The sequence below is a fragment of the Curtobacterium pomorum genome (assembly GCF_044497295.1).
Classification (GTDB): Bacteria; Actinomycetota; Actinomycetes; order Actinomycetales; family Microbacteriaceae; genus Curtobacterium.
The window spans coordinates 3,884,947-3,901,239 of sequence record NZ_CP172409.1 but is presented as its reverse complement, the minus strand read 5'-3'; the positions used below and the strand labels follow the sequence as shown (position 1 = coordinate 3,901,239).

General features: G+C 68.6%; 16 protein-coding genes. 10 read left to right on the top strand and 6 right to left on the bottom strand.

What is annotated here, in order from left to right; genetic code table 11:
- Positions 1-517: 517 nt before the first annotated feature.
- The 9 genes from rpmH to ACGH48_RS18760 all read left to right on the top strand — a co-directional run bounded on the left by rpmH (position 518) and on the right by ACGH48_RS18760 (position 5,985).
- The gene (rpmH, locus tag ACGH48_RS18800; protein ID WP_022889115.1) at positions 518-655 is read left to right on the top strand and encodes a 50S ribosomal protein L34; all 138 of its coding nucleotides are present in this window, start codon (positions 518-520) and stop codon (positions 653-655) included.
- Between the two features lie 47 nt (positions 656-702).
- Complete coding sequence (rnpA, locus tag ACGH48_RS18795) at positions 703-1,053, top strand: ribonuclease P protein component (protein WP_222658970.1); 351 nt, start codon at positions 703-705, stop codon at positions 1,051-1,053.
- Positions 1,050-1,430, top strand: coding sequence for a membrane protein insertion efficiency factor YidD (gene yidD, locus ACGH48_RS18790; RefSeq protein ID WP_111083680.1), 381 nt, complete (start codon positions 1,050-1,052; stop codon positions 1,428-1,430). Before rnpA ends, yidD begins: the two co-directional genes overlap by 4 nt.
- A gap of 8 nt (positions 1,431-1,438) precedes the next feature.
- Positions 1,439-2,407, top strand: coding sequence for a membrane protein insertase YidC (gene yidC, locus ACGH48_RS18785; protein WP_123292941.1), 969 nt, complete (start codon positions 1,439-1,441; stop codon positions 2,405-2,407).
- The gene (locus ACGH48_RS18780; protein ID WP_123311292.1) at positions 2,408-2,902 is read left to right on the top strand and encodes a R3H domain-containing nucleic acid-binding protein; all 495 of its coding nucleotides are present in this window, start codon (positions 2,408-2,410) and stop codon (positions 2,900-2,902) included.
- Positions 2,899-3,558, top strand: a complete 660-nt coding sequence (gene rsmG / locus ACGH48_RS18775; RefSeq protein ID WP_123311294.1) for a 16S rRNA (guanine(527)-N(7))-methyltransferase RsmG — start codon at positions 2,899-2,901, stop codon at positions 3,556-3,558. The genes ACGH48_RS18780 and rsmG overlap by 4 nt, the downstream gene beginning before the upstream one ends.
- Positions 3,559-3,639: 81 nt before the next feature.
- Positions 3,640-4,533 carry a ParA family protein gene (locus ACGH48_RS18770; RefSeq protein WP_275898011.1) on the top strand — a complete coding sequence of 298 codons (894 nt, stop codon included), beginning with the start codon at positions 3,640-3,642 and terminating at the stop codon, positions 4,531-4,533.
- Complete coding sequence (locus ACGH48_RS18765) at positions 4,533-5,498, top strand: ParB/RepB/Spo0J family partition protein (protein ID WP_396289716.1); 966 nt, start codon at positions 4,533-4,535, stop codon at positions 5,496-5,498. Before ACGH48_RS18770 ends, ACGH48_RS18765 begins: the two co-directional genes overlap by 1 nt.
- A gap of 313 nt (positions 5,499-5,811) precedes the next feature.
- A complete protein-coding gene (locus ACGH48_RS18760) occupies positions 5,812-5,985 on the top strand; it encodes a hypothetical protein (RefSeq protein WP_396289715.1) in 174 nt (57 codons plus the stop codon).
- Between the two features lie 24 nt (positions 5,986-6,009).
- Here ACGH48_RS18760 and ACGH48_RS18755 read toward each other — a convergent pair whose 3' ends face one another.
- From ACGH48_RS18755 to ACGH48_RS18730, 6 genes are all read right to left on the bottom strand, one after another.
- Positions 6,010-6,126, bottom strand: a complete 117-nt coding sequence (locus ACGH48_RS18755) for an ATP-dependent Clp protease proteolytic subunit (RefSeq protein WP_396291143.1) — start codon at positions 6,124-6,126, stop codon at positions 6,010-6,012.
- 458 nt (positions 6,127-6,584) lie between these two features.
- The gene (locus ACGH48_RS18750; RefSeq protein WP_396289713.1) at positions 6,585-7,547 is read right to left on the bottom strand and encodes a D-alanine--D-alanine ligase; all 963 of its coding nucleotides are present in this window, start codon (positions 7,545-7,547) and stop codon (positions 6,585-6,587) included.
- Positions 7,548-7,607: 60 nt separating this feature from the next.
- The gene (locus tag ACGH48_RS18745) at positions 7,608-8,912 is read right to left on the bottom strand and encodes a PLP-dependent aminotransferase family protein (RefSeq protein WP_123311304.1); all 1,305 of its coding nucleotides are present in this window, start codon (positions 8,910-8,912) and stop codon (positions 7,608-7,610) included.
- A gap of 161 nt (positions 8,913-9,073) precedes the next feature.
- Positions 9,074-9,400 carry a thioredoxin gene (trxA, locus tag ACGH48_RS18740; protein ID WP_017887828.1) on the bottom strand — a complete coding sequence of 109 codons (327 nt, stop codon included), beginning with the start codon at positions 9,398-9,400 and terminating at the stop codon, positions 9,074-9,076.
- Positions 9,401-9,476: 76 nt separating this feature from the next.
- Positions 9,477-10,463: a thioredoxin-disulfide reductase gene (gene trxB / locus ACGH48_RS18735; protein ID WP_123311306.1), complete on the bottom strand. Its 987-nt coding sequence runs from the start codon at positions 10,461-10,463 to the stop codon at positions 9,477-9,479.
- 83 nt (positions 10,464-10,546) lie between these two features.
- A complete protein-coding gene (locus ACGH48_RS18730; protein ID WP_396289712.1) occupies positions 10,547-14,608 on the bottom strand; it encodes a DUF6049 family protein in 4,062 nt (1,353 codons plus the stop codon).
- A 110-nt stretch (positions 14,609-14,718) separates the two neighbouring features.
- On the opposite strand from ACGH48_RS18730, the gene ACGH48_RS18725 reads away from it, so the two are divergent.
- Positions 14,719-16,155, top strand: coding sequence for a CCA tRNA nucleotidyltransferase (locus ACGH48_RS18725; protein ID WP_396289711.1), 1,437 nt, complete (start codon positions 14,719-14,721; stop codon positions 16,153-16,155).
- Positions 16,156-16,293 lie beyond the last annotated feature (138 nt).

The window sequence follows — 16,293 nt, the reverse complement described above, 5'->3', positions numbered from 1 at the left end:
GTCGCGCTCGTCTCCAGGTGTGTGTCGTGCGTTCGGTGCCGGACCGGGGTGCGTCCTGCTGGGTCGGACGTGCCGGGGCGCCGCGGGTGGTGGCGCTCAGCGGACCGTGTCGTTCGCCGGCGGTTCGTCGGTGGCTCGGGGGCTTCGTCGACGCCTCGTACCGCGCGTGTTCCCACAGGGTTGTCCACAGTGTTGTCCACGACCGCCCGGATCCGTCGGACAGGAGTACTTCCCTGTCGTACCGGGGCGCGGGGCCGATCGATGACCCCACTGTAAAGGACCGGGCCGGGTGGCACCGAACGGAAGTTGTCCCCAATGTGGAGAATGGACCGCGGCGGTGTCCACGACGCCCCGGCATCGAGGCCGGCCCCGATCGGCGTTTGACCTGCCCGCTGCTGTCACGTACCGTTAACCAGTTGACTGCGGCCGATTGGTCGCGCCCATCTGCGTCGTTCGACACCGAGCGATGACACATACATACGTGACGGCTCGCCGCGAGCAGCCGTGTGGAGAGATCATGAGCAAGCGCACCTTCCAGCCGAACAACCGTCGCCGCGCCAAGAAGCACGGCTTCCGCCTCCGCATGCGGACGCGTGCCGGCCGCGCCATCCTGTCGGCGCGTCGCGCCAAGGGCCGCACCGAGCTCTCGGCCTGATCAGGCTCATCGCCTGATCCGGTCCTCGGTCTGACCCCGGCATCGCAGTGTTGGCCAGCGCCAACCGCATCGTCCGCGGGGACGACTACCGGAACGTCGTGCGTCGTGGTCGCAAGAGCGCCACGGCGCACGTCGTCGTGTCCGTGGTCCGTCGTTCGGCGGACCCCACCGGACCGTCACGGTTCGGGTTCATCGTCGCGAAGACGGTGGGCAACGCGGTGACCCGGAACCTGATCAGGCGGCGGCTCAAGGCGATCGCGCACGGCATCCTCGCCGACTCCCCCGTGGGGTACGACGTGGTGGTCCGAGCACTGCCAGCCGCATCGCAGGCCGGATGGCCTACCCTGCTCGAAGACGTCGTGCGCTCCTACGCGCGCGGGGTGGAGAAGGCAGCATGAACCGCATCCAGTGGACCCGGCTGGCCTGGGTCGCCGCGTTGCTCCCACGCAACGCGTGCGTCGTCGTGCTCCGGGCCTACCGTGCCGTGATCTCCCCGCTGTACGGCAACGTCTGCCGGTACCACCCGTCGTGCTCCCGGTACGCCCTCGAAGCGATCCAGCAGTACGGCGTCGTCCGCGGATCCGCGATGGGCGCCTGGCGTATCGCTCGCTGCAACCCCTGGGCTGCAGGCGGCATCGACGACGTCACGGAACGTCGTCGCCCGTTCGTCGTCAACCGGTTCGGGTTCGTCCTCGCGCCGATCCCGCAGCAGCCGCACCCCGCGGTCGGAACGGCCCGGCCGGTCCTGCTCCCCCAGCGCACTCGAAAGGCGTAGCCGTCCCCATGGACATCATCGGTACGATCCTCTGGCCGCTCAAATGGGTGGTCTCCGCCATCCTCGTCGGCTTCCACTGGATCTTCGAGAGCATCGGCATGGACCCGGGCGCGGGTATCACCTGGGTCCTCTCCATCATCTTCCTGACCTTCGTGGTCCGCGCCGCGCTGATCCCGATCTTCGTGCGCCAGATCAAGTCGCAGCGTCGCATGCTCGAGGTCGCGCCGCAGCTGAAGAAGATCCAGGACAAGTACAAGGGCAAGAAGGACCAGTTCTCGCGTGAGGCCATGAGCCGCGAGACCATGGCGCTCTACAAGGAGACCGGTACCAACCCGCTGAGCTCCTGCCTGCCGCTGCTGCTGCAGATGCCGATCTTCTTCTCGCTGTACTCGGTGCTGCACGAAGCTCAGATCAACAAGACGGGCATCGGCCTGCTGACGAACGACCTCGCGGCGTCGTTCGGCAACGCGGCCCTGTTCGGCGCTCCCCTGCACGAGACGTTCACCAACGCCTCCGGGTGGGAAGTCCGTGCGATCGCCGGCTTCATGATCGTCGTCATGACCGCGTCGCAGTTCATCACGCAGCTGCAGCTGGTCGCCAAGAACATGTCGCCGGAGACCAAGGCGTCGCCGATGTACCGCCAGCAGAAGATGATGCTGTACATCCTCCCGCTGGTCTTCGTGATCTCGGGTCTGAGCTTCCCCCTCGGCGTCATGTTCTACTGGCTCGCGTCGAACGTCTGGACGATGGCGCAGCAGTACTTCGTCATCCGCAGCATGCCGACGCCCGGCTCCGAGGCGGCGCTGGCGCGTGAGGCACGTCTGGCGAAGAAGGCCCAGCGTCGTGGGATCGCGAACCCGGTCCTCGCCGAGGCCGGTGCCGGTGCGGGTGCCGCCGAGATCGAGGCCGTGCGCGTCACCACCCAGCGTTCGCAGCCGGTCGGCAAGCAGCGCTCGAAGAAGAACGGGAAGAAGTAAGTGACCGAGCAGGACACCGCCGCAGCCGTCGACACCACCGAGGCCGAAGACGGCCGCGACGAAGCTGACATCGCTGCGGACTACATCGAGGAACTCCTCGACATCTGCGACCTCGATGGCGACATCGAGATCGAGGAGCGCGCCGGCCGCGTCTACCTGTCGGTCACCGATGACGGTGAGGCGCTTCGTGTGCTGTCGAAGCCGGACACCGTGACCGCGCTGCAGGAACTGACGCGGATCGCCGTGCAGGCGGAGACCGGTGAGTTCAGCCGGTTGATCCTCGACGTGGGCGGTTCGCGTGACGCCCGTGCCGATGAACTCCAGCGCCTCGTCGACACTGCGGTCGAGCGCATCGAGGCGGGTTCGTCGTCGGCCGCCCTGCCCCCGATGTCGTCGTACGAGCGCAAGCTGGTCCACGACCTGGTCGCCGAGAAGGGCTTCCACTCGGAGTCCGAGGGCGAGGGTCGGGACCGCCACACGGTCGTCACCCGATGACGGACGACGCGGTGTCCACGGACGCCGCTCCGGTGCTCGAAGTCGAGCCCGCGGCTGCGTCCGCGCTCTTCGGCGACCAGATCGAGACGGCGCGGTCGTTCACGAACGAGTTGGCTCGACGGGGCGAGGAACTGGGCCTGATCGGCCCGCTCGAGCTGCCTCGGCTCTGGACGCGACACATCCTCAATTCTGCGTTGCTGGCGCCCCTCCTGGAGGCCCGTGGTCGGGTTGCCGACGTCGGTTCCGGTGCAGGGTTGCCCGGGCTCGTGCTCGCGATCGCCCGTCCTGACGTGCGGTTCACGCTCATCGAGCCGATGGAGCGTCGCGTGGACTGGCTCACGTCCGAGGCGGGCCGACTCGGCCTGTCGAACGTGACCGTCGTCCGTGCGCGGGCTGAGGACGTCTCTGACGACATCGTGGTCGACCAGGTCACGGCCCGCGCTGTCAGTGCACTGTCGAAGCTCATCCCGCTCACGGTTCCGCTCGTTCGGTCCGGCGGCCAGCTCATCCTGATGAAGGGTGCGCGGGTCGACGACGAGATCGAGAAGGCTCGGAAGGTCATCCTCCGCACGCACCTCTCAGACGTCGAGGTCCTCGAGCTCGGGGACGGTGTGGTCGACGAGACCACACGTGTCTTCCGGGCTACAGTTGACTGACGCTGCGGCCCGGACCGACAGGTTCGACCATCAGCGGCTCCACGTTTCACGTGAAACATCGAACCGGGGAAGAGGCATTCGTTGAGCTCATCGACCGATTACGACGCGTCGACTCCGCTTGCTCGCGAAATCGCCGACCTGAACCGCCGGCGTCGGGCCATCGCGACGCAGCAGTTCCCACTGCCGTCGAAGACGCGCATCATCACCGTCTCGAATCAGAAGGGCGGCGTCGGGAAGACCACGACGACCGTGAACCTGGCTGCAGGCCTCGCCCATGGCGGGGCTCGCGTCCTCGTGATCGACCTGGATCCCCAGGGCAACGCGTCGACGGCGCTCGGTGTCGACCACCAGGCTGAGGTCGCCAGCATCTACGACGTCATCGTCGACGAGGCTGCGATGGCCGACACGGTGCAGCGGTCCCCCGAGTCCGACACACTCTGGTGTGTTCCGGCGACGATCCACCTGGCCGGCGCGGAGATCGAGCTCGTGTCGCTGGTTGCGCGGGAACAGCGCCTGCGCACTGCGCTCGACCTGTACCTCCAGTCGCTGGATGAGCCGTACCACTACGTCTTCATCGACTGCCCGCCGTCGCTCGGCCTCTTGACGATCAACGCGTTCGTCGCGGCGCAGGAAGTGCTGATCCCGATCCAGTGCGAGTACTACGCGCTCGAGGGCCTCAGCCAGTTGTTGCGGAACATCGAGCTCATCGAGCGACACCTCAACCCCAATCTCCGGGTCTCGACCATCCTGCTGACCATGTACGACGGACGGACCAACCTGGCGAACCAGGTCGCAAACGACGTTCGCGAGCACTTCGGTGACCAGGTGCTCAAGGCGATGATCCCCCGATCAGTGCGGGTGAGTGAAGCGCCGAGTTACGGACAGAGCGTCGTGGCGTACGACGTGAACTCCACCGGGTCGCTCTCCTACCTGGAGGCGGCCGCCGAGATCGCAGCACGAGGAGCGCAGGACTGATGGCACCCAAGCGAACCGGACTGGGCCGTGGCATCGGCGCGCTCATCCCGACGGCGACGGACCAGCAGGATCGTCCGGTCGACGTGTTCTTCCCCACCGGTGGTTCCCCGGCATCGGCGCCGACGGCCGACGAGCTCGTGGCCGTCCCGGGTGCGCGACTCGCGAACCTCAACCCGCTGGACGTGATCCCGAACGCACAGCAGCCCCGCAAGGAGTTCCGCGAGGAAGAGCTGCAGGAGCTCGTCCACTCCATTCGCGAGATCGGCGTGCTGCAGCCCATCGTGGTCCGCCCGATCCCCGGGGCTGCGGGGACGGAGCCGCAGTACGAGCTCATCATGGGCGAACGGCGCCTCCGTGCGACCAAGGAACTCGGACTCAGCGTCATCCCGGCGATCGTCAAGGAGACGCCGGACGACGCGATGCTCCGTGACGCCCTCCTCGAGAACCTCCACCGTGCGCAGCTCAACCCCCTCGAAGAGGCTTCGGCGTACCAGCAGCTCTTGGCGGACTTCGGTATCACGCAGGAGCAGCTCGGTCAGCGCATCGGGCGATCGCGCCCGCAGATCACCAACACCATCCGTCTGCTCCGGCTCCCCTCCCCCGTGCAGCGCCGGGTCGCCGCCGGTGTCCTGTCCGCCGGGCACGCTCGCGCGATCCTGGCTGCTCCGGACGCTGAGGCGATGGAGTACCTCGCCGAGAAGATCGTCAACGAGGACCTGTCCGTCCGTGCTGCTGAGGCCATCGCACAGCAGCTCGCGACGAAGACCCCGCCGAAGCCGGCACCACAGCCCACGAAGAACCAAGCGCACTTCAACGACCTCGCTGAGCGGATCGGCGATCGCCTGAACACGCGGGTCAAGATCGCCGTCGGAGCACGGAAGAGTTCCGTGACGATCGACTTTGCGAACGGTGACGACCTCAACCGCATCCTCACCGAGCTGGGTATTGGCGACGTCTCGTCTTGATGCGCCTCCGCGGGCGCTGTGCGGCCCGTAGCGGGCCTCGCAGGCCCGGTTCGGGTGTCCGGAGCAGCGAGGGAGCGTTCAGTCCGTTACGGGGCGCGCAGTCGTTCAGCTGGTTCGAGTTCACGAGCAGCCAACTGGAAGGCCGGACGTTTCACGTGGAACGCTCTCAATCTCGGATCATGGGATCCTGCAATCCTGAGCCGCTATGGCGTGATGTCGTCGGCCAGGAAGTCCGCGCTCGTCGCCGGGGCCGCGGGACACCCTGCACGACGTCGCTCGTCGCGCAGGGACGCCTCCGCAGTACTTGTCCGAGGTGGAACGCGCGCGGAAGGAGCCGTCGCCCGAGATGCTGGCACCAGTGGCCGGCGCGCTCGAGAGCTCGTTGCCGGACCTGACGGTAGCCGCAGCGGAACAGCTCCGCGAGCGAGGACGTTCCGCAGGTACTGGTGGCGAACGACTGCGGAACAGTTTCCTCCTCGCAGCCTGAGGCGTCGTCGGGGAGCGCCGTCCGTCAGCGTCGAGTGATCACGTGGTCCACGAGCCCCCACTGCCAGGCCTGACGGGCCGTGAAGACGCGGTCGTGATCGGTGTCGGCTCGCAGTCGGTCGACACTCCGGCCGCAGTGCACAGTGAGCACGTTCTCGATCTCGGCGCGGATCCGGACGACCTCGTCGGCCGGCAGGATGGGCTCGGGTATGGTCCCTGTCCCTGCGCCGCGGGTTGGTGGAGCAGTTGACGGAGAGCTGCACGTCCGAGTCGGGTTGCGGAGTACCAGTGGTCGTGCAGCGAGTCCTCGAAGATGCGGTCGAGCGTCTGCCCGGGGCCCGCTGCGATGAGTCCGAGCACGGTGGCCGTCGAGTACGAGCACGCGCTGGTCGAAGAGGGCACGCCGGTACTCGGTCGTGAAGGCTGCGGGGGTGGTGAATCGGTCATGCGTCCACCGAGCGCCGGCAGATGACCAGACGCACCCGATGCTGCTCAGAGTGGATCAGCTCTCAACAGCGAGCCGCCGGACAGCGGTGTTCCACGTGGAACATCGCGCTGGCGGCCGCTCGATGTTCCACGTGGAACGTTCGACCCCGCGGGTCAGACATTGTGGTCGCGGATCGCCTGTTCGGCGAGCTCTGCGTAGGTCCAACCGAGGTCGAAACCGGACGCCGAGAGTGCCTGCGGGAGCAGTGATGTCTCGGTCAGACCCGGGAGCACGTTGGCCTCGAGGAACCAGGGCGTGCCCGCTCCGTCGATGATGAGGTCCACACGCGACAGGTGGCGGAGGCCGAGCGCCGTGTGGGCTGCGACTGCGGCGTCTGCTGCAGCTGACGCGAACTCGTCCGACAGCCTGGCCGGGGTGTAGAACGTCGTCTCCCCCGCGTTGTACCGCGCCTCGAACCCGTAGATCCCGTTCCGCGGCACGATCTCCACGGCGGAGAGGGCCACGGGCCCGTCGCCGGTGTCGATGATGCCGACCGCGACTTCGGTGCCTCGGATGAGCTGCTCGACCACGACGTCGTCGCAGTACGTGTACGCGGTCACCATGGCTCGCGGCAGGTCGTTGACGTCATCGACGAGGGTGACGCCCTGCGCGCTGCCACCGCGTGCTGGCTTCACGGCGAGTGGGACCGGGTGCTCCCCCGCGATGGCCTCGAGCACTCCGACAGCACCGAGTTCGCGGAACACGTCGTGGGACAGGGTGACGGAACGAGGGGTTCGCACACCTGCCCGCGCGACCAACGCGGAGGCCGTGGGCTTGTCCCATGCCAACCGTGCCGACGTGGAACGTGAGCCGACGAACGGGATGTCCACCGCCTCCAGGATGCCCCGCAGGGCCCCGTCTTCACCGGAGGCGCCGTGCAGAGCCGGCCACACGACGTCCGGGCGGGTTTCGGCGAGAGCCGGCAGGAGTAGTGCGTCCGCGTCGCGGAGGTCGACCTGCCAGCCGTACCCGGTCAGCGAGTCGGCGACTCGTCGACCGGAGCGCAGGGAGACGTCACGTTCGTGCGAGATCCCTCCCGCGACGACGACGACGTGACGACGGGTGAGCTCAGCCATGGGGGTCCTCCGGTGTGGAACGACGGTGCTGTTGGACTTCGCACCGCAGAAAAGCGCTGATCAGGAGATATTCGGCGGCGGCGCGCTGACCGAGGACGTCTCACGCACGACGCCGTTCGGCCGCGTGCTCGGGCCGAAGGTCTCGATCAGCTCGAGCTCGTCGTTCACGACGTTGGCGAGCCGCTTCACGCCGACGCGGATCTGCTCGGGAGTGGGGTAGCAGAAGGACAGCCGGATGTGTCCCCCACCGCGACCGTCTGCGTAGAAGGCCGTCCCCGGCGTGTAGGCGACGAGCTCCTTCACCGCGCGCGGCAGCATGCCCTTCGAGTCGAGCGACTCGGGGAGCGTGAGCCAGACGAAGAAACCACCGTTCGGCTTCGTCCAGGAGAGGTCCGGTAGGAACTCCCCCAGGGCGGACAGCATGGCGTCACGACGCTCGGCGTAGATGCCCCGGAAGGTGTCGACCTGACCCTTCCAGTCCGCGGCGTCCAGGTAGGCGTTCACGACGTACTGACCGAAGGAGTTCGGGGCGAGGACGGCCGATTCGTTGGCGAGCACGAGCTTCTCGCGGATGGCATGCGGCGCGAGCGCCCAGCCGACGCGGAAACCGGGTGCGAGGGTCTTCGAGAAGGACCCCAGGTACACGACGCCTTCTTCGTCGATGGAGCGGATGGCCTGCGGTGCCGGCTCGTCGAACCAGAGGAGCCCGTACGGGTTGTCCTCGAGCACGAGGATGTTGTTCGACCGGCAGATGTCGAGCACCTCGATACGGCGCTCCCGGCTCATGGTGACGCCGGCCGGGTTGTGGAAGTTCGGGATCGTGTAGAGGAACTTGATCCGCTTCCCCTGCGTGCGCAGGTTCGCGATAGCCTCGCGCAGCGCCTCGGGCACCAGCCCGAGTTCATCCGTCGTCACGTGGACGGTCTCCGCCTGGTACGACCGGAACACACCGATCGCGCCGACGTAGGACGGGGACTCGGCGAGCACGACGTCGCCCGGATCGATGAACAGCCGCGTGACGAGGTCCAGCGCGTGCTGCGAGCCCGTCGTCACGACGACGTCCTCGGCGCTCGCACGGATGCCCTCGAGGCTCATGACGTCGACGATGTGCTCGCGGAGCGACCGGAGACCCTGACCGCCGCCGTACTGCAACGCCATGGCGGCGTGCTCGTTCATGACACGGTCCAGGGAGCCCGTGACGAGCTCTCTGGGCAGTGCGGAGACGAACGGCATGCCGCCGGCCAGCGAGACCACCTCAGGGCGCGAGGCGACGGCGAACAGCGCTCGGACCTCGGAGGCGCTCAGCCCGGCGGTGCGCTGGGCGTAGGAGTCGTACCAGGGGTCGAGGCTGTTGCCGTTCGTCATACCGTGCTCCGATCAGTGAGACATTCCCGCCACACTACGACATCGACCCCGGAAACCCGGGCTCCGCGGCGGGGGCCGATCCGCAACGGGTGGCATGCGAACGCCCCGCCCGCGTCTGCTGAGCAGGACGAGGACGGGGCGTTCGGTGGTGCTGGTTCGACCTACGCGAGGAACTCGGCGAGGTCGGCCTCGAGCGCGGGCTTCGGCTTGGCACCGATGACGGTCTTGACGACCTCGCCGCCCTTGAAGACCTTCATCGCCGGGATCGACGTGATCTGGTAGTTCATGGCCGACTGGGGGTTGTCGTCCACGTTGAGCTTCACGATCTCGATCTTGCCGGCGTGCTCTTCGGCGATCTGGTCGAGGATCGGCGAGACGGCGCGACACGGGCCGCACCACTCGGCCCAGAAGTCGACGAGGATCGTCTTGTCGGACTTGAGGACCTCGTCCGAGAAGGTGGCGTCGGTGACAGCCTTTGCGTTGGACATGGGTGTCCTTTCGTGAGAAGTCAGTACTGGGTGTGGAACCACGGGCGCGCCCCCGGCATTCCGGGGGCTGTCCGGGTCAGGCGGAGATGGTGACCGGCTCGACCGGGGTCTCGCCCACGGCAGCATCGGTCAGCGTGTCCTCGAGGTCGGCGAGGTACTTCTCCGCGTCGAGGGCAGCGACCGCACCGGAGCCGGCAGCCGTGATGGCCTGGCGGTAGGTGTGGTCGAGGACGTCGCCGGCCACGAACACCCCGGGGACGCCGACGGCCTTGGACGTGCGGCCCTCGACGGCGATGGTGCCCTCGGGAGCGAGCTCGAGCTGGCCGTGCACGAGGTGCACGCGGGGGTCGTTGCCGATCGCGATGAACAGGCCGTCGAGGGCGAGTTCGCTCTCGGTGCCGTCCACGGTGTCCTTGAGGGTCACACCGGTCACTGCGGAGTCACCCTGGATGCCGATGACCTCCTTGTTCCACGCGAACTCGATCTTCGGGTCGTTGTGGGCACGGTCCTGCATGATCTTCGACGCGCGAAGGGTGTCCTTGCGGTGGATCACGGTGACCTTGTCGGCGAAGCGGGTGAGGAACGTCGCTTCTTCCATCGCGGAGTCGCCACCGCCGACGACGGCGATGTTCTTCTGGCGGAAGAAGAAGCCGTCGCAGGTCGCGCACCACGAGACACCGTGGCCCGAGAGGCGCTCTTCGTCGGCGATGCCGAGGTGGCGGTACGCCGAGCCGGTTGCGTAGATGACCGCGAGGGCCTCGTACGTCTCGCCGGAGCCGACGGTGACCTTCTTCACGTCGCCGGTGAGGTCGACGGAGACGGCGTCGTCGTACAGGACCTCAGCACCGAACTTCTCGGCCTGTTCCTGCATCTTGATCATGAGGTCGGGTCCCTGGATCCCCTCGGGGAAGCCCGGGAAGTTCTCGACCTCGGTCGTCTTGGTGAGTTCCCCGCCCGTCTCGACGCTGGAGGCGACGATGAGCGGCTTGAGCTCTGCGCGCGCGGCGTAGATGCCGGCGGTGAACCCGGCCGGACCGGAACCGATGATGATGAGCTGGCGCATGCCTGACTGCCCTTCCGTTGCGTGCTGACCGGGTCAACACATGGTACCGGCGCGGCATTCCGCGACGTCCGGGAAGCGTGCGGTCAGCGGCCGAGCTTGCTCTTCACCATGCCGACGGCGTTCCTGATCTCGCCGTTCTTCGCGACGACGAGCGCCCCGAAGTAGACGAGGACCATGACGGCGCCGGTCAGGACGATGGTGATGAGCGCGCCGGTGCGGTCCGACATGGCGAACCCGGCCGCGGAGAACGCGCCGAAGAAGTTGACGACCAGCAGGCCGACGACACCGGCGATCAAGGCCGCGATGACGAACTGCACGTGCGAGCGGGTCACGACCGGCCCCTCGATGCTGCCGAGCTTCCGACGCACCAGGACGAGGGCGACGATCGTCTGCGCGGTCCCGGCGAGGGTGGTGCACGCGGCCACACCGATGCCGATCACGGAGGTCGGGAACGTCGACACCGCGAGGGCCCCGATGACGAACAGGACGGACTGGATGCACTGCATCAGGAACGGCGTCCGGTGGTCGTGCATGGCCCAGAACACGCGCTGGATGATGAACAACATGCTGAACAGGACCAGGCCCGGCATGTAGGCGACCAGGACGGCGCCGACCTGCAGCGCGCTCTCGAACGTGCCCTCGTAGAGTCGGCCGAACGGCACCGCGACGACGACCAGCGCCACCGACGCGAACACGGTGAAGAGCCCGACGATGCGCAGGGACAGCGAGAGGTTCCGTCGGACGGATGCCAGGTCGCCGCGTTCGGCGTCGTGGCTCATCCGGGTGAAGTACGCCGTCGCGATGGACACCGTGATGATCGAGTGCGGCAGCATGAAGATGAGCCACGCGTTGCCGAGCACCGCGTTGCCGGGTCCGTCGCCCTGACCCTTCCACGCGACGGCCGACTGCACGATGCCGGCGACCTGCGTCACCAGGATCATCGCGAAGAGCCACCCGGCAGCGGTCCCCGTCGACTTCAGGCCGACGCCGCGCCACCGGAAGTCCGGTCGGAACGACAGCCCTGCTCGCCGCCAGAACAGCGGGAGGAACGCCGCCTGGGCGAACACCCCGAACGAGGCGCTGCCGGCGAGGAGCGCGATCTTCGCGGGTGTCCATTCGTCGAGGGCGCTGCCGCTGGTGCCGTACATGGCGATGAAGACGACGAGGCCGGCGATCGCGATGACGTTGTTGAGCAGAGGAGCCCAGGTGAACGGTCCGAAGACCTGCTTGGCGTTGAGGACCTCACCCAGCAGCGAGTACATCGCGTAGAACAGGATCTGCGGCAGGCACCAGAACGCGAAGGCGATGGCCAGGTCGGTCGCAGCGGGCCCCCGGGTGTCCGAGGACGTCGTGTAGAGGCGGACCAGGAGCGGTGCCAGTGCCGTCGCGACGATGGTGATGACGATGAAGACCGACCCGCCGAGCGTCACGATCTTGTTGACGTACGCCTGGCCGCCGTCGGTGCCGTTCTTCATGGCGCGGACGATCTGCGGGATGAGCACGGCCGACAGCAGGCCACCCGCGATGAGGGCGTAGATGTTGTTCGGCAGCTGGTTCGCGACGGCGAACGCGTTCGCCGAGGGGCTCGCGTTCTGCCCGATGGCGTAGGCGAGCACGAAGGTCTTCGCGAAGCCGAGGATCCGGCTCACCATCGTCCCCGCCGCGAGCATCGCACTCGCCCGCCCCAGGTTGCGCTCGGCGACCGGTTCAGCGTCGACGTCGGGCTGGGGCTGGGTGGCGCTGATGGTCGGCTCCTCGGGGTCGCGGGCGTCCGCGACCCGGCTGGGACGGGCGTCGGACGGGAGGCCCGGTCCGGCTCCGGCACGGTCGGTCGCGTCCTGCGGACGGTCGCCTCCGGGGGCCGCGACAGCGGCCGGGACGGCGGACGCACCGGGCGCGCTCGGCTGCACGGCGAGCGGGCGGTTGGGGTCGTCGTCGTCCTCGTCGTCGAGTTCGCCGTTGCGACGGCGGATGCGCTTCCGGATGCTGCGGAAGATACCGAAGCCGAAGATCGCGATCAGGGCGACCGCGGCGGCGGCGGTGATGACCGTCTCCCACTGTGCCTGGACGTTGAGCTCGACGGTGGCCGGCTGCGCGACGGCGACGCCGGTCGGGCTCGACAGCGACATGGTCAGCTCGACCTTGCCGTTCGCGACCGACTGCACGGGCACGGTGGCACGGGTGGACGAGTCCGGCTGGATCTCGACCACGATGTCGTTGCGGACGATCCGGAGTGCGGAGTTCGACGGCTGGACGGCCAGGTGCACCGTCACCGGGTAGTCCGAGCTGTTGCGGATCGAGACCGGTAGCGACGACCGGTCCCCGAGCAGGGTCAGGCTGCTCGAGTCCACGATCCCGACCTCGGTGGTCTGCTTCGCCCAAGCCGCGGTGCGGGCGTCGACCGCGGCCGTGAGTCCCTCGTCGTCGCCGCGCCACGCGTTCGAGGCGAGGGCGAGCAGCCGGAGGCGTGCCGGTGCCGTCAGTTCGGTGGGGGTGTCGAGGATCGTGGCGAACGCGGAGAGCCCCTGTTCGCCCTGCACCAGGCGCTTGAGCTGCGCGATGCGGTCGGCGCCCGTGGACGCACTGTTGAGGGTGAGCGACCCCGCGACGGCCTTCGACGTGGTGGAGAGGTCGGCCGGCGCCACCCAGGCGGTGCTCTCGAGGGCGTCGAGGGTCTGGCTGAGGCGCGTGGAGTCCGAGGGCCAGTCGCGACCGAGGGTGAGCAGGATCGGTCCGGTGGTGCCGCCGTCACGCGCCGAGGTGGCGAGCGTCGCGGTCAGTTCGGACATCGCCGACGACCAGCTCTGGCGGTCCGGTGCCGTCGCGGCATCGCGCAGCAGGGACGACATCGACTGGTCGGAGACGAGGACGTGGTCGTCGCCGATCTTCTCGGACGCCGAGATCGTGGCGTTCGCGCCGGCGGAGGTGTTCCCGCTCGAGACGATCGTCGTGTTCTTGTCGGCCCGCTGCAGCGCCGTCAGGTCAGCCGCGGTCACGGTGCCGTCCGCCGGCCACGCGATGGAGTCCATGGAGTAGGGGAAGTCCAGCAGCTGCTCCGTGGTGGGCAGCGTCTCCGTGGTCTCGCCCGTGCCGGAGCCCGTGCCGGAGCCGGCGTCGGTGGTGGCGTCGTCGCTCGGGGTCGCGGTGCTGCTCGGGCCGGAGGTCTGCCCAGGGGTGGCGGTCGGCGTCGGTGCGGGCGTCTCGGCACCGGGGAAGTTCTCGGACTTCACGGACTGGTCGAGCGAGATCGGGGCGAGGATGCCGTCCGACCCCGCCTGGCGCAGGCCGGTGACGTCGGCGTCGGCGTAGGGCAGCGCGAAGGTCTCGTTGCGCAGGGCTTCGAGCCGCTGGAGCCACGCGGTCGCCGCGGACGGGGCGTTCTCGCCGAGGATCCGGATCGAGGCGATGATGCGTGGGTCGACCGCGACGGCGACGTTGTGGTCCTCGGCCGCGTCGAGCTGCTGGGTGAGGGTGCCGTCCACCGAGGTCGCGGCGGCCAGGACGGCCGCGCTGAGGATGCCGTCCGTGGACTTCGGGACGGTCACCGGCATCGCCACCGAGACGCTGACCGGCACCTGCTCGAAGTCCGGGTACCAGGTGATCGCGGAGCGGGCGACGGCGAACGTCTCACCGGCCGTGTACTCCGCCGCGATGCGCCGCGCACCGAACGAGGAGTACCCGCCGAGTGCGACGTTGCCCGAGACGATCTCGACCGAGTCGATGGTGACCGATCGGTGCGCCGGGACCGCCGGGATGTCCACGGAGTCCATCGGGGCGCCGAGGTAACCGGTCGTGGTGGTGTCTGCAAGCCACTCGGCGAGGACGTCCCGTGTGCTCACGGAGCGGAAGATGTCGAACTCCGCGGTGCCTGCCGGCAGTGCGGTGTCGGTGTCGTTGGTGACCGTCACCGAGAGGGTGAGGTCCTGGTCGCGCTGCACGATCCCACGGTGCGCGGGAGCGACCGAGATGGTGGCCTTGCCGGCGTCGGCGGCAGCCGGATCGGCGAGGTGGGTCGTTGCTGACGAGACCGTCGCGGCGGACGCGTGGTCCGTGCTGACGGGCGCGACGACCAGGCCGAGCGCGACGAGGGTCGACGCGGCTGCGGCGAGCGTGGTGCGGAGGATGTGCATACGGGAGCGGGCCACGGGGTCGGTTCGGGCCGAGCACGAGTGTATGAGGCGCGACCATGAACAGGTCCCGTGCGCGCGGGGTTGTGGAGAACTCGGGGCGTCGATCTGGGAGGATGAGGACCGTCATGCAGTCCGTTGCCCAGGCCGTCGAACGACTCGACGCACTCGCCACCACCGAGCCCGTCGACCTCCTCGCTCGGGCCTTCGCCGACGCCGGACACGAGCTGGCCCTGGTCGGCGGTCCCGTCCGCGACGCCTTCCTCGGTCGTCCCGTCACCGACCTCGACTTCACGACGAGCGCCCGTCCGGACGACATCCTCCGCATCGTGGAGCCGATCGCGAGCGCCACGTGGGACGTCGGCCGCCAGTTCGGCACCATCGCGGCGCGGGTCGGTGGCGAGCAGGTCGAGATCACCACCTACCGCAGTGACGTCTACGACGGCGAGACCCGGAAGCCCGAGGTCGCGTTCGGCGACACCATCGAGGACGACCTGCTCCGTCGCGACTTCACGGTCAACGCGATGGCGCTCCGGCTGCCGGCCCGCGAGCTCGTCGACGTGCACGGCGGCGTCGAGGACCTGCTGGCCGCCCGGCTCCGCACCCCGCAGGCCGCCGTGGTGTCGTTCCGCGACGACCCGCTCCGGATGATGCGGGCAGCGCGGTTCACGGCGCAGCTCGGGTTCACGGTCGACGACGACGTCCGTGCCGCCATGCAGGAGCTCGTCGACTCCATCGACATCGTGTCCGCCGAGCGGGTGCGCGACGAACTCGTCAAGCTGCTGAACACGAGCGACCCGGTGCCCGGCATCCGGCTGCTCGTGGACACCGGCCTCGCCGAGCGGTTCCTGCCCGAGCTGCCCGAGATGCGGCTCGAGATCGACGAGCACCACCACCACAAGGACGTCTACGAGCACTCCCTGACGGTGCTCGAGCAGGCCATCGGGTACGAGGCCGAGCGGCACGCGGGCGACCCGCCGGACACCGTCCTGCGACTCGCGGCGCTGCTGCACGACATCGGCAAGCCCGCCACCCGCAAGCTCGAGCCCGGCGGCGCCGTCAGCTTCCACCACCACGACCTGGTCGGCGCGAAGCTCGCGAAGAAACGACTGCGCGCCCTGCGCTTCGACAACGACACGATCGCCGCCGTGTCCCGGCTGATCGAGCTGCACCTGCGGTTCTTCGGGTACACCGACGGAGCCTGGACCGACTCCGCCGTCCGCCGCTACGTGCGCGACGCCGGACCGCAGCTCGAGCGGCTGCACGAGCTCACACGCTCGGACGTCACCACGCGGAACCGTCGCAAGGCGGACCGCCTGGCGTTCGCGTACGACGACCTCGAGGACCGCATCAAGGTCCTCGCCGCGCAAGAGGAGCTGGAGTCGATCCGGCCCGACCTGACCGGCGACGACATCATGCGGATCCTCGACATCCCGCCGGGGCGTGCTGTGGGCGAGGCCTACCGCTTCCTGCTCGAGGCGCGGATGGACGACGGACCCCTCGGAGCGGACGCAGCCGAGGCGCGCCTGCGCGACTGGTGGGCCGCGCGCGACGCGACCGCCTGACAGGCGCGACCGCAGCCACGGAACCAGGTTCCGGACTCGGAACCGCGCGAATGCACGGTGTGGTGTCCGGAACCTGGTTCCGCGAGCCGATCCACAGACCGGTGGCGCGCCTCCAGGCCGTCCGGTAGTCTGTGCAGG

Excerpts from the sequence above, each read along its gene's own strand:
- rpmH (WP_022889115.1), top strand. The coding sequence starts at position 518 with ATGAGCAAGCGCACCTTCCAGCCGAACAACCGTCGCCGCGCCAAGAAG.
- yidD (WP_111083680.1), top strand. The coding sequence starts at position 1,050 with ATGAACCGCATCCAGTGGACCCGGCTGGCCTGGGTCGCCGCGTTGCTC.
- yidC (WP_123292941.1), top strand. The coding sequence starts at position 1,439 with ATGGACATCATCGGTACGATCCTCTGGCCGCTCAAATGGGTGGTCTCC.
- rsmG (WP_123311294.1), top strand. The coding sequence starts at position 2,899 with ATGACGGACGACGCGGTGTCCACGGACGCCGCTCCGGTGCTCGAAGTC.
- ACGH48_RS18765 (WP_396289716.1), top strand. The coding sequence starts at position 4,533 with ATGGCACCCAAGCGAACCGGACTGGGCCGTGGCATCGGCGCGCTCATC.
- ACGH48_RS18750 (WP_396289713.1), bottom strand. The coding sequence starts at position 7,547 with ATGGCTGAGCTCACCCGTCGTCACGTCGTCGTCGTCGCGGGAGGGATC.
- ACGH48_RS18745 (WP_123311304.1), bottom strand. The coding sequence starts at position 8,912 with ATGACGAACGGCAACAGCCTCGACCCCTGGTACGACTCCTACGCCCAG.
- trxA (WP_017887828.1), bottom strand. The coding sequence starts at position 9,400 with ATGTCCAACGCAAAGGCTGTCACCGACGCCACCTTCTCGGACGAGGTC.
- trxB (WP_123311306.1), bottom strand. The coding sequence starts at position 10,463 with ATGCGCCAGCTCATCATCATCGGTTCCGGTCCGGCCGGGTTCACCGCC.
- ACGH48_RS18725 (WP_396289711.1), top strand. The coding sequence starts at position 14,719 with ATGCAGTCCGTTGCCCAGGCCGTCGAACGACTCGACGCACTCGCCACC.